Genomic DNA, 13,104 nt, shown 5'->3' on the forward strand with positions numbered 1-13,104 from the left:
AGGCTGTCCTAAGTAAGTCTTACCTTTGCAACTTGCCGGAAACCCCGACCAAAGGAAGACCAGTGCCGCTGATGCCCCGCCTTGACGAGTTACACGTGGACCACCCGCGCCTTCAACAGCAGGCCCCCGGCCAGGACTTCGGGTCCCGCGTGGAACTCGCCCTGGGGGCAACAAACCATCTCTTCAACGCCCGCAACTCGCCCCGCTACGTGGCGCAGGTGCTGCAGGGCGTCACGGCGGTGGCCACCAAACTGGAACGGACCACCCGGCCCTTCACCGGCGTCGTGCCTTCGGAGATGAAAGCCCGGGTTGCTGCGGTAGACCTTGAGACACCCCTGCCGGATACGGCGGCGGCGCTGCAGGAACTCGAAGACGTGTACCTGCGCGACGCCATCTACTTCCATGACGCGAAGTACGCGGCCCACCTCAACTGCCCCGTGGTGATTCCGGCCCTGGTGGGTGAAGCCATCCTGTCCGCCGTGAACTCATCGCTGGATACCTGGGACCAGAGCGCCGGTGCCACCATGATTGAACGCCGCCTCATCGAGTGGGCAGCAGGGCGGCTGCACCTCGGGGACAACGCCGACGGAATCTTCACCTCCGGCGGCAGCCAGTCCAACCTCCAGGCCCTGCTGATCGCCCGCAACCATGCCGTGGCCGGCCTCCGCCAGGACCCGTCCCGGAGCAACCTCCGCCTTCCGGCGCTCCTGGACACGTTGCGGATCTTCACGTCCGAGGACAGCCATTTCAGCATCCAGAAGTCAGCCTCCATGCTGGGCCTGGGCTTCGACGCCGTCATCACCGTTCCGTGCACACCCGACCACCGCATGGATCCTGCTGCCCTTGCCGAGGCCATGGCGGAAGCGCGCGACGCCGGCCTGGCCCCCATGGCAGTTGTCGCCACCGCCGGGACCACCGACTTCGGCGCGGTTGACCCGCTCGCAGACCTCGCCGCTCTGGCCCGGGCCTACGGCGCCTGGTTCCACATCGACGCCGCGTACGGCGGCGGCCTGATGGTGTCCGGGCGCTACCACCACCTTCTGGATGGAACCGGCCTCGCGGACTCCGTCACCGTCGACTTCCATAAGACCTTCTTCCAGCCGGTCAGCTCGAGTGCCCTCCTGGTCCGCGAATCCGCCATGCTGCGCCACATCACCTACTACGCCGACTACTTGAACCCGGAAAGCGCGGCCTTGGCCGACATTCCGAACCAGGTGGACAAGAGCATCCAGACCACCCGCCGGTTCGACGCCTTGAAGCTGTGGCTCACCCTGCGGATCATGGGCGCGGACGCGCTTGGCGCCCTGTTCGACGAAGCCATTGACCTTGCTGCCCGCGTGGGCTCCCTCCTGGCCGCCGGGGACGACTTCGAACTCGCCGCACCGCCGCAGCTGAGCACCCTGGTCTTCCGGTACCGGCCAAGGCTTGAAGGCGGCGGACGGCTCTCCGAGGACGCGGCCGACGCTCTCAACCCCGCAATCCGTGCCGCCGTCTTCGCTTCAGGCGAAGCAGTGGTTGCCGGGACCAAAGTGGGCGGCCGGCACTACCTGAAGTTCACGCTCCTCAATGCCGAGGCCACACTGGAGGACATCGCCGGCATCGTCGACCTCCTGCGCCGGACCGGCGCGGAGCTGCTGCAGAGTGAGGTATCCGCATGAGCCGCATCTATGACTTTGCTGCCGTCGGCGTCGGGCCTTTCAACCTGGGGCTGGCCGCACTCAGCGAGCCGGTGGAGGGCCTGGACGGGATCTTCCTGGAACGCCGGGAATCCTTTGAGTGGCACCCCGGGATGATGCTCGAGCCGGCCCACCTTCAGGTTCCCTTTATGGCCGACCTCGTCACCCTGGCAGACCCCACCTCGCCCTACTCGTTCCTGAACTTCCTCAAGCAGACGGGCAGGTTGTACCGCTTTTACATCCGGGAAAACTTCTACCCCCTGCGCGCCGAGTACAACCAGTACTGCCAGTGGGTGGCAGGGCAGCTGCCCTCCGTCCGTTTTGGCACAGCTGTGCTGGATATCCAGCACGACGGCGGCGTGTACCGGCTTTCCGTGTCCGGTCCCGAAGGGCCTGAGGTGCTGGTGGCACGGCGGCTGGTGCTGGGCACCGGCACCTCCCCGTTCGTGCCGGAGGCGGCGGCGGACATCGTTGCCGATGCAGCAGCAGGACGCGGGGGAGTGGCCTTCCACAACGCCGACTACCTGGCGCGGAAGGCGGAACTGCAGCAGCAACGCAGCATCACCATCCTGGGCAGCGGCCAGAGCGCCGCCGAGATCTACTACGAGCTTCTTCAGGAATCGGACACGCATGGCTACCAGCTGAACTGGGTGACCCGCTCCGGCCGGTTCTTCCCGCTGGAATACACCAAACTGACCCTGGAAATGACCTCGCCCGAGTACGTGGACTACTTCCACAGCCTCCCGCAGGACCAGCGCGACCACCTCAACAAGACCCAGAAGAACCTCTACAAGGGCATCAACTCCGATCTCATCGACGCCATCTACGACCTGCTCTACACCAGGAGCATCTCCGGCATGGTGGACACCAGGTTGCTGACGCACTCCTCACTGACCGCTGCCCGGTGGGATCCCGAAACCGGTACCCACACCCTGCACCTTCGGCACGGCGAGCAAGGGACGTCCTACACGCTGGACAGCGAAGCCGTCGTGCTCGCCACCGGCTACGGCTACCAGGAGCCCGGCTTCCTGGCCGGCATCCAGGACCGCATCGCCCGGGACAGCGCCGGAAGGTTCGCCGTGGACCGCAACTACAGCACCGGTGCCGAACCCGGGGAGATTTTCGTCCAGAACGCCGAACTGCACACCCACGGATTCGTCACCCCGGACCTGGGCATGGGCGCCTACCGCAACTCCTGCATCCTCCGGGAAATCACCGGGCGCGAGGTCTACCCGGTTGAGCGCAGTATCGCCTTCCAGCAGTTCGGCTCACCCGCCGGCATGGTCGCGGCGTCCGACGTTGAAACCAGGGCAGGGGTGCCGGCATGAGGTTTACGTTCCGCTGCGTCGACGCGAAGGCGGACGCACCACTCCTCCACAGCTGGGTGACCCGGCCGTACGCCTCGTTCTGGGGGATGCTGTCCGCCGGCGTGGAGGACGTGGCGGAGGAATACGCCAAAATCCAGGCCAGCGGCCACCACCACGCGCTGCTGGGGCTCGACCGCGCAGTCCCCGCCTTCCTGATGGAGGAGTACCTTCCGGCGTCCTCGCCGCTGGCGGCGGTCTATCCCGTCCTGCCCGGCGATTTGGGGATGCACCTGCTGGTGGCGCCGCCGTCGGAAGGACCCCGGCCCGGTTACACCGCGGCCGTGATGAACGCCGTCCTGGACCGGCTCTTTGCGAAGCCGGGAGTGGAGCGCATCGTGGTGGAACCTGATGCGCGGAATACAAAGATCCACGCCCTGAATGAACGGCTGGGCTTCCAGCCCGCCGGCGTCGTGGCCCTTCCCGACAAGGATGCGCTGCTGAGCTTCTGCAGCCGCGACGACTACCTGGCCGCCCGCGCGGCACTAGACATTCTTTCCGTACCAGTCCCGCAGGGAGCCTCACTGTGACCGTCCATCTCCACCCCGCCGCCCCCGCTGTCAGCTCCGGCCTACCCCTGTTTGCGAACGTTGCCGGCACGAACGCTGTGGGCGCCGACGCTGCCGTACCGCACCTCACCGGAGAACGCTGGGACAAGGCGAACCGGCATGTGCTCCGCAAGGCGCTCGCGGAGTTCTCGCACGAACGTATCCTCGCCCCGGAGCTGTATCCCGATGCAGGTGCCACCGGGGTTGCCGGCGCTGCTGCCCGGACCGGCAGCTACCGGGTGCGCAGCGACGACGGCACGCAGGAGTACCGGTTCGCCGCCAGGGTCCTCGAGCTGGACCACTGGTCCATCGACGCAGACTCCATCCGCTGCTTCCAGGACGGCACCGAAAGGCCGCTGGACGTCCTGGACTTCATTACCGCTTTCCACCAAACCTTGGGCATTAACCTCCAGATGCTCCCGGTGTACCTCGAGGAGGTCAGCAGCACCCTGGCAAGCCATGCCTACAAGCAGTGGGCGGGCCAGCCGTCAGCTGCTGAACTCGCGGCCGGAGTCACCGGCGGCGTGGACCGCGCCGCCGACTTCCAGGCCATTGAGCGCAGCATGACCGAGGGGCATCCGTGCTTTGTCGCCAACAACGGACGCCTGGGTTTCGGGATCACCGACTACCGCGCGTTCGCTCCCGAAACCGGCGCCCCGGTCCAGCTGGAATGGATCGCCGTCCACCGCAGCAACGCCGTATTCACAGCGACGGCCGGGCTGGACTACCGGGCCCACCTGGAGGCCGAGCTCGGTCCGTTGTTGGGCAGCTTCGACGCCGAGCTGCAGGTCCAGGGGCTGGACCCGGACCAGTACTTTCTGATGCCGGTGCATCCGTGGCAGTGGGAGAACAAGCTCACCGTCACGTTCGCGGCGGAAATCGCACGGCAGCGCATCGTCCACCTGGGTACCGGCACGGACATCTACCAGGCACAGCAATCCATCCGGACGTTCTTCAACACCAGCGCCCCGGAGCGCCACTACGTCAAGACCGCCATGTCTGTACTGAATATGGGGTTCATGCGCGGCCTGTCCCCGCAGTACATGAAGGCCACCCCGGCCATCAACGACTGGCTGCGGAATTTGATCGAGTCAGATAGTGCACTCCAGGCGCGAGGTTTCACCATGATCGGTGAAACCGCCGCCATTGGTTACCACAACAGGAACTACGAGGCCGGCTCCGCGAACGGTTCGCCCTACCGGAAGATGCTGTCGGCGCTGTGGCGCGAGAGTCCGCTGCCGCTCTTGCAGGACGGGCAGCAGCTGGCCACCATGGCGTCCCTCCTGCACGTGGATTCCGAGGGCAGGCCGATGGTCTCCGCCCTCATCGAGCGTTCCGGACTGGCTGCAGAGGAGTGGCTGCGGCGCTACTTCGAGGCCTACCTGCTTCCGTTGGTGCACTGCCTGTACCAGTACGAACTGGCGTTTATGCCGCACGGCGAGAACGTGATCCTTGTCCTCGAGGACGGGGCGCCGGTCCGCGCCATCATGAAGGACATCGCCGAGGAAATCGTGGTGATGGGCGACAGGCTGGACCTGCCCGACGAGGTGTCGCGGATCAAGGCGGCCATTCCGGACGGCGAGAAGGTGCTGGCCGTCTTTACGGACATCTTCGACTGCATTTTCCGCTTCCTGGCTGCACTCCTGGCGGAGGACGGCAAGCTCAGCCAGGAGGAGTTCTGGGGGACGGCCGCCGCCGCCATCAAGGACTACCAGGCCCAGCACCCCGGGCTCGCAGACCAGTTCGTCCGGCATGACCTTTTCGCGCCGGACTTCGAACTGTCCTGCCTCAACAGGCTCCAGTTGCGCAACAACCAGCAAATGCTGGACCTGGCGGATCCCTCCGGTGGCTTGCAGATGGCCGGGCGCCTGGCGAATCCACTGGCGAGGTTCGCCGGAAAATAGCACCGGGAACAGCAAGGCCGGAGCGTGCAGCCGGAACAGTGCAGCCAAAAGCCATCAGGTGATCGTTAGGCTTGCAGCATGACTGCAGACTCCTCCGGAACAACAGCCCTGATCACCGGTGCCAGTGCAGGGCTTGGCTCCGAATTTGCGCGCCAGCTTGCCGCCCAGGGCTGCAACCTGGTGCTGGTGGCGCGGAACCGGGCCCGCCTCGAGGAAGCCGCGGCGGGGCTGGAACGGCGTTACGGGATCACGGCTGATGTGCTGCCCGCCGACCTGACGGACGACGCCGGCGTGGCAGCCGTCGTCGGACGCCTCTCCGATCCGGAGCGGCCGGTGGGCATCCTGGTCAACAACGCCGGGATCGGGTTGCTGCACAACTTCGAGGACAACCACATCTCTGAGGAGAAAAAGCACCTGAAGCTGCACGGCGAGACGGCCATGGAGCTCACCCATGCAGCGCTGAAAGGCATGCTGGAGCGAGGCGGGGGCCGGATCATCAACGTTGCCAGCATCGCCGCTTTCCTCCCGCGGGGAACCTACTCGGCGGCCAAGGCCTGGCTGGTCAGCTTCAGCCGGTGGGCCAACCTCGCCTATCGCCAGCGGGGCATCAAGGTCACTGCGGTATGCCCCGGCTTTACCCACACCGAGTTTCACGACCGGATGGGCATGGACAAGTCCGTGGCACCGTCCTGGGCCTGGCTGCACGCGGAGCGGGTGGTGCGGGACGGCCTGGCGGACAATGAGCGGGGCAAGGCGGTGTCCATCCCCTCCAAGCGGTACAAGGTACTGGCAGCGGTTGCCAGGGTGGCTCCGGCCAAGCTAGTGGCGGGCCCTCCGCGGAAGCCTAAGTAGGGGAGCGAGTCCAAGCAAGGCACGCGGGCTGCGGGTCCCGGAGCGGCGGACGGCCACCACCACCGCGATGCCCACCAGTGCACCGACCAGCGTTTCGACGCCGCGTTCCAGGATCAGCACTGCGGGGTCGGTGGGGGCGGCGAGCTGGGTTATCAGCAGGATTACCGGCGTAAACGAAACCATGGCCAGGCCGTAGTGGCGGGCCATAAACAGCTCGGTAGTGAACTGGAAGAGGATCACCAGCAGGGCAAGCAGCACGGCCTGCCGACCCGGGAACAGCCCGGCAAGGGACCAGGGGCCGGGAAGGATGACGACGGCGGTGACCGCCAGCCCGAGGAATGTTCCCACGATGCGGTGGATCCCGCGCCGGACGCTGCTGGGGAGGTCGGCGCCCGCAAGGGGTACCGCCGCGGCGGCCATAGCCCAGTGCGGGTGGCCGCTGCCCGACAGGACGCCCGCGGTGCCGGCAACTCCTACGGCCAGGATGTAGCGGGCAGCGTGCATCAACAACTCAACGCGGCCGGCGGGTTGCAGCGCGGGAACGTTCCGGACGGCGCCCCGCTGCCAGGACCTGCTGCGGATCCAGCCTCCGAACCCCACCATCATGGAGAAGGCGGCGGACCCTATGGCGATAAGCATGGCCACCTGCCAGGGAACCGCCACAGGTACCGAGGCGCACGCCCCCAGCGCGAGGATGCCAAAGAAGGGCCCGTTGGGCTTGAGCCGTACCCGGTCCGCAAAAACAGATCCCACGCCGGCCAGCACCGCTTCGACGGCGACGAGCCACCAGGAGTGAAGGTGGTTGACGGACAGGAACAGGCCTGCCGCAACGCCGCCGAGCAGCACTACAGCGGCCTGGGACTGGTGCCGGAGCCGGAACTGGTGTGGCTCGGAGCGCCCGTACATGCCCGTTAGCGCACCGAAGACGGCGTACATGATGAGGTCTGTGCGGCCGGCGGCCACGAGCAGCAGCGAAGGAACTGCAACGCTGATGGCTACCCGCAGGGCTGCAAGGTGGTCGCGGTTGGCCGGTTCCAGCCGGTGAAGGGCGCGCACCTGCTCCATCAGAAGCTTCATGCCGCACCTTTCCTGCTTGTTTCCGGATCCCGTCCTGGCCCCTCGGAACCTATCACCGGCTGCGCGGAGCAGGCCATTTACCAGGGCGCCAGGGGACACAAACCGACATGGGGCGGCCGGGCCTGGCGCGGCGAGGGCCCGCCCTGCGCAGCTTCCGCGGAAGCTGCGCAGGCCGGGCCCTCGAGCGTTGCTGCAAGCTCTGCCCGGTCGGAGAGTGCCGGGTGCCACCGCCTGCCGGTGCTGCCTGGCTAAACCCGGGCGGGGGCCTTGTCGGCGGCGCTCGAATCCGTAATGTCCTGGGTCTCGAACGGGAGTTCGTCCAGGTCGATCAGCGGGTTCTCGTCCTGGGTGGCCACCAGTTCGCGGGCCTCCGCCTGGGTGTCCACACTTGGCATGGAACCCGGCAGGGGTCGCTGGGCCGATTCCTTCAGGAAGTAGATGGCGACGGCGCCCACGAGGGAGGTGCCCATCAGGTAGTAGGCGGGCATCATGTCATCACCGGTCGCGGTGATGAGGGCCGCAACGATGAACGGCGTGGTGCCCCCGAAGATGGCCACGGCGAAGTTGTAGGCAATGCCCATGGCGCCGTACCTGTTGGCAGTCGGGAACTGCGCCGGCAGCGCCGAGGCGAGGTTCGCAACATAGAACGTCACCGGGAAGGCGATCAGCGAAAGACCGGCCAGCGTGGACCAGACCTCGCCGATGCCGATCAGCAGGAACGCCGGGGTCGCCAGCACCACGGTGCTGATGGCACCGATCCACAGCACAGGGCGGCGGCCGATCCGGTCAGACAGCTTTCCGGTCAGGGGAATGCAGAGGCTCATGATGACCAGCACGGGGATGGTCAGCAGCGTTCCGTGCACGGGGTCGTAGCCCTTGGACTCAGTGAGGTACGTCGGCATGTAGGACGTCAGTGCGTAGCCGGCGGTGTTGGCGGCGGCAACAAGGATCATGGCCACGATAAGCGAGCGCCAGTAGGCCTTGACGATTCCCACCGGACCCTTGGCGGCGTCGATGTCACTTGCGGCCGCGTGCTGGCCGAGGGATTCCTGGGCGTCCAGGGTCGCCTGGAACTGGGGGGATTCCTCGATCTTGTTCCGGAAGTAGATGGCGATCAGGCCCAGCGGACCAGCGATCAGGAACGGAATGCGCCAGCCCCATTCCTCCATGGCCGCCTGGCCCAGGGTCAGCTGCAGGACAGAAACCAGCGCGGCACCCAGGGCGAAGCCCAGGTAGCTGCCCATGTCCAGGAAGCTTGCAAAGAACCCGCGGCGCTTATCGGGAGCGTACTCGCTCACAAATGTAGTGGCGCCGGCGTATTCACCGCCGGTGGAGAAGCCCTGCACCAGCTTGAGGATCACCAGCAGCGCAGCGGCCCAGATCCCGATCTCCGCGTAGCCGGGCAGCAGCCCGACGGCGAACGTGCTTGCCGCCATGAGCATCAGTGTTGCGGCGAGTACTTTTTGCCGCCCCACCTTGTCGCCGAGCCAGCCGAACACAACGCCGCCGAGGGGGCGGGCAATGAAGGTGGCGGCGAACGTTCCCAGCAGGAACAGCGTCTGGACGGACTTGTCGGCCTCGGGGAGGAAGACCGGACCCATGGTGGTGATCAGGTAGCCGAATACGCCGACGTCGAACCATTCCATGGTGTTACCCACGATGGTCCCGCCGAGTGCTTTCTTCAGCATGGGCTGGTCGACAACATTCACGTCGGACTCTTTGAGCCGGCGACGTACAAGAATTTTTGGCTTACGTGGTCCCTTGGCAACCGCGGGTGGGGTGCCTGGGGGTGTAGCTGGGTTGGTTCCGGAGGCGTTGTCTACGCCTGCGGAAGAGTCGGTGACGCTTCGGTCTGTGGGCATTTGGGCGACTCCCGTGGAGGTCATTTGCTTGCGACTTGTAGCTGCCCCGCTCCGGGCAGGCCTTCAATTTTACGCGAATGCCATAGCGCCTGCTCGCTTTATGGCGTAGGATCACCTCCTTTTGGGGCTTTTTGTGCCGGTTCCCCGAGGTTTCTTTCCCGGCTTTTCCCGCGCCGTTATGGGGATCCGCGGGGTCGGATGCCCTCCTCATCGAATTTTTTTCGCTGTCGGCCTTCCTGGCCGTCGTTTTGCACGCTTCACGCACGGAAAAGTGACGCGCCCCACGGGTTCTGCAACCTTCCCGCGGGACCCGGCAGGGCCGCCGGCGTCCTTTTCCCCACCTCCCTTATGGGGGTTCACAGGTGCCCGGCGCTTCCCTAAGGTTGTGCCATGGGAACACTTTCTTTTTAGGTAGGCGGACGCCTGCGGCCAGGCGTGGCCGGCCGCTCCGACAGTCACATAAGACCCTGACTGGCCTCGGTTGGCAGCACTTCATTTCATTGCGGGAAAGGAAGAACAAATGGCTGACGAAAACAAGAAGCACATCGCGCCGGAGCTGGCGAGCCACCTGGCGGAGGCAATGGACGCCCCCGCCATGCCTGGCGCGGCGGCCCCGCTGTCTCCCTTGGGAGCAGCCGGGCAGCAAAGGTGGCCCGACGGTAACGGGAAGCGGCGGCATCCCAAGGAACGCGGTTCCGGCCACGGACTGATGGGGCAGGGGGCGGCCGTCACGGCGGTCCACCGCACCAGCCGGCCACAGATGCCGCACTCATCCTGAGGACACTCAGACAAACGGAGGACACTGACGTCGCAGGACCGTAAGGAATGGGGACACCGGATATCCGGTGTCCCCATCTTGTGCAGCCCGTGGTGCCAGCGTTGGCCCGCCACGAGCTCCCCAGGGATCAGAGGCTGGCTGCCTTGGCGAGCAGAACAGCCTTCTGTTGTTCGTTGGCCGTGAGTGCGGCTGCCTTAAGCAGCTCTGATTTGGCCTCGTCGGTTCTCCCGAGCTTGGTGAGCAGCTCGCCCCGGATGCTGGGCAGCAGGTGCGAGCGGCGGAGGGCACCTTCGGCAACGAGGCGGTCCACCATCTTCAGGGCGGCAGCAGGTCCGGTGGCCATGGAAACCGCTACGGCGTTGTTGAGTTCGACGACGGGGCTGGGTGCCAGGCGCCCCAGGGCTTCATACAGCAGCACAATTTTGTTCCAGTCGGTTTCTTCGAAGCTGCTGGCGGTCGCGTGGCACTGGGCGATGGCAGCCTGCAGGCAGTAGTTCCCCCTTCCGCGTCCGAGTGCATCGGCGCGGGCCAGGGATGTAAGGCCACGGCCAATTTGTGTCCTGTCCCAGCGTGACCGGTCCTGGTCAGCGAGCAGGATCGGGCTGCCGTCGTGGTTGATCCGCGCGGCGAACCGGGACGCCTGGAACTCCATCAGCGCCACGAGTCCATGAACTTCGGGCTCCCGCGGCAGCAGGCCGGCGAGCACGCGGCCAAGGCGCAGCGCTTCATTGGCCACCTCGGTCCGGATCCACCGGTCACCCGTTGTGGCGGCATAGCCCTCGGTGAAGATCAGGTACAGCACCGCCAGTACCGCGCTAAGGCGCCCGTTCCACTCGTTAGGGTCGGGGGTGTCAAAGGGAACCTGTGCCGCCGACAGGGTTTTCTTTGCCCGTACGATGCGCTGCTGGACGGTGGCGACGGGAACGAGCAGCATTCGTGCGATCTCCTCGGTGGTCAGGCCGCCGACCGTTCGCAGCGTCAAGGCGACCTGCCCCTCACGGGAGAGGACAGGGTGGCAGGCAATGAAGACGAGCCGGAGCACGTCGTCGGGGATCGGTTGCCACTGGTCCTCGGTCATCTCCCTGAGGTCGGAGGCAATCGCGCGGTAGCGCTCGTCCAGCCGCTCCCGGCGGCGCCAGGCATCTATTGCCTTGCGTTTAGCCACGGCCGTGAGCCAGGCGCCCGGATTATCCGGGACGCCCGACCCGGGCCATTGTGTCAGGGCGTCGATCAGGGCTTCTTGAGCAAGGTCTTCAGCCAGGCCGACGTCGCCAGTCACCTTGGCAAGCGTGGCGACGATCCGCGCGCTTTCGATCCGCCACACGGCGTCCAGGGTGCGCTGGATCGCCGGCGTGGGCAGGTCCTTATCGGCCATCGGCTAGGGCTGGTTGAGTTCCTCGCGCCAGCCGGCTTCCTTTTGCAGGAACTCGTTGTCGGAGAAGTCCTCAAAGTCGCTCATATCGGTCACGCGGCGGACTTCGAGTTTGTTGCCCGGGCCCAAGGGGCAGCGGCTGGCCCACTGGACCGCCTCTTCCTTGCTGGCAGTCTGGATGATCCAAAATCCGTTGAACAGTTCATGGGTTTCCCCGTACGGGCCGTCGGTAACAATGGGATTCTCGCCTGCAAAGTCGACAACGAAAGCTTCGCTCATGTCGTCGGCGAGACCCTCACCGGCGAGCAGCACACCGGCCTTCATGAGGGATTCGTTGTAGGCGCCCATGGCGTTGATGATCTGTTCGATGTCCGCCGTTTCGTATGCCCTTTTCGCCTCATCGGTAGCGCGCATAATCAGCATGAACTTCACGGTTCTTCTCCTTCTGACGTGACAACGCCTGATGCGTCCTTCTACTATCGCGTCGAACGGACGGGCACCGGATCGACAAAGACTAGGGAAATTTTTATTCAGGAATGCCCGCAGGCACAAAGTATTTCTACCTGGGACCCCTCTATGGCGCCTGCCGTGCTGAATATCGAGGTGAGCCGCTCGACTGGCGGGGCATGAGTGTGGGCAGGGATTTCCGGATTTTGGGTTCCTTGCCCGGGTTCACGATGAGGTCGATCGCATTGCCTGCGATTTGGTCCAGGGGCACACGCACGGACGTGAGTGGGGTTGAAAGGCGGGAGGCGAGGGGTATGTCGTTGTAGCCGACCAGGGCCAGGTCTTCTCCCACGGTGATACCGAGGCGGTGGGCGGCGGCGATAGCCCCCATGGCCAGGTTGTCGTTGGCGGCAAACACCGCGCTGGGACGATTTCCCGAGTCGCCGGCCAGCAGAGTTTCCGCGGCGGAGAACCCGCTTTCGATTCCGTAGCCGGCGGCAATCAACCAGTCTTCCCGGGCCTCAATGCCTGCACCATCCAGGGCTTTGCGGGCGCCGGCGAGGCGGGCTATCCCGGTAGAAGTAAAGGAAGGTCCGGTCACTACCCCGATGTCACGGTGCCCAAGATCAATGAGATGCCGGACTGCCAAGTATCCGCCTACCTCATCGTCGCCAAGAGCCGAGGGGCTGACCCCGTCGGTACGAAGGACCAGCGCGTGCGCCACTCCCCGTTCACGCAGGTGTTTGGGCAAGTCGTCGTCTATTCGGGCAGTGGCCAGGATCAGCCCGTCGACATTGCGGTCGAGGAGCGTTTCCGCTGCCCGCCGTTCGTCGTCGGGATCATCGCCGCTGGTGGCCACCATTGCAAAGTATCCGCGGTCCGACGCCGCCCGCTCGAGTTCCTCAAACATGAGTGCCATTACCGTGTCACTGAGCCGCGGCACGAGCACGCCGAGGGTCCGGGTTTCCCCCCGGCGCAGGTTGGAGGCGAAGGAGTTGCGGCGATAGCCAAGCTCCTCCGCTATTTTCCTGACATGGGCTGCTGATGCGGAACGCGACGTCGTCCGTTCATCCAGCGCGCGGCTGGCGGTGGAGATGCTCACGCCGCTGGCCGCAGCAACGTCCTTCAGTGTGACGATCGAGCCGGGGGCGGCCGGTTCCATGCTGGTTCTCCTCTCCAAAGGGGCGTAACACACACTCTATTCCTCCTTTTTGCAAACGTTCT

Annotated in this window: 11 protein-coding genes; 6 read left to right on the forward strand and 5 right to left on the reverse strand. The window is 65.4% G+C overall.

Annotated elements, in window-relative coordinates:
- Nucleotides 1-71: 71 nt before the first annotated feature.
- The 5 genes from M1D32_RS02480 (at nucleotide 72) to M1D32_RS02500 (ending at nucleotide 6,344) form a co-directional block, all read left to right on the forward strand.
- On the forward strand, nucleotides 72-1,658 hold the full coding sequence (locus M1D32_RS02480) for a pyridoxal phosphate-dependent decarboxylase family protein (protein ID WP_458782262.1): 1,587 nt from the start codon (nucleotides 72-74) through the stop codon (nucleotides 1,656-1,658).
- Nucleotides 1,655-3,004 (forward strand): lysine N(6)-hydroxylase/L-ornithine N(5)-oxygenase family protein, encoded by a 1,350-nt coding sequence (locus M1D32_RS02485; RefSeq protein ID WP_458780790.1) that lies wholly within the window; start codon nucleotides 1,655-1,657, stop codon nucleotides 3,002-3,004. The genes M1D32_RS02480 and M1D32_RS02485 overlap by 4 nt, the downstream gene beginning before the upstream one ends.
- A complete protein-coding gene (locus tag M1D32_RS02490) occupies nucleotides 3,001-3,570 on the forward strand; it encodes a GNAT family N-acetyltransferase (protein WP_458780791.1) in 570 nt (189 codons plus the stop codon). The genes M1D32_RS02485 and M1D32_RS02490 overlap by 4 nt, the downstream gene beginning before the upstream one ends.
- A 47-nt stretch (nucleotides 3,571-3,617) precedes the next feature.
- Nucleotides 3,618-5,492 carry an IucA/IucC family protein gene (locus M1D32_RS02495; RefSeq protein ID WP_458782263.1) on the forward strand — a complete coding sequence of 625 codons (1,875 nt, stop codon included), beginning with the start codon at nucleotides 3,618-3,620 and terminating at the stop codon, nucleotides 5,490-5,492.
- 78 nt (nucleotides 5,493-5,570) lie between these two features.
- Nucleotides 5,571-6,344, forward strand: a complete 774-nt coding sequence (locus M1D32_RS02500; protein WP_458780792.1) for an SDR family NAD(P)-dependent oxidoreductase — start codon at nucleotides 5,571-5,573, stop codon at nucleotides 6,342-6,344.
- Here the strand turns inward: M1D32_RS02500 and M1D32_RS02505 are convergent.
- Entirely contained in the window at nucleotides 6,312-7,421 is a 1,110-nt protein-coding gene (locus M1D32_RS02505) for an FUSC family protein (protein ID WP_458780793.1), read from the reverse strand. The two genes, M1D32_RS02500 and M1D32_RS02505, sit on opposite strands and share 33 nt — an antisense overlap.
- A 248-nt stretch (nucleotides 7,422-7,669) precedes the next feature.
- A complete protein-coding gene (locus M1D32_RS02510) occupies nucleotides 7,670-9,283 on the reverse strand; it encodes an MFS transporter (protein WP_458780794.1) in 1,614 nt (537 codons plus the stop codon).
- A 520-nt stretch (nucleotides 9,284-9,803) separates the two neighbouring features.
- On the opposite strand from M1D32_RS02510, the gene M1D32_RS02515 reads away from it, so the two are divergent.
- A complete protein-coding gene (locus M1D32_RS02515; RefSeq protein WP_458780795.1) occupies nucleotides 9,804-10,061 on the forward strand; it encodes a hypothetical protein in 258 nt (85 codons plus the stop codon).
- A 127-nt stretch (nucleotides 10,062-10,188) separates the two neighbouring features.
- Here M1D32_RS02515 and M1D32_RS02520 read toward each other — a convergent pair whose 3' ends face one another.
- The 3 genes from M1D32_RS02520 to M1D32_RS02530 form a co-directional block, all read right to left on the reverse strand.
- Nucleotides 10,189-11,436, reverse strand: a complete 1,248-nt coding sequence (locus M1D32_RS02520) for an RNA polymerase sigma factor (protein WP_458780796.1) — start codon at nucleotides 11,434-11,436, stop codon at nucleotides 10,189-10,191.
- A gap of 3 nt (nucleotides 11,437-11,439) precedes the next feature.
- Nucleotides 11,440-11,865 carry a YciI family protein gene (locus M1D32_RS02525; protein WP_458780797.1) on the reverse strand — a complete coding sequence of 142 codons (426 nt, stop codon included), beginning with the start codon at nucleotides 11,863-11,865 and terminating at the stop codon, nucleotides 11,440-11,442.
- 142 nt (nucleotides 11,866-12,007) lie between these two features.
- A complete protein-coding gene (locus M1D32_RS02530; RefSeq protein ID WP_458780798.1) occupies nucleotides 12,008-13,042 on the reverse strand; it encodes a LacI family DNA-binding transcriptional regulator in 1,035 nt (344 codons plus the stop codon).
- Nucleotides 13,043-13,104 lie beyond the last annotated feature (62 nt).

The organism is Arthrobacter sp. D3-16 (assembly GCF_054408515.1).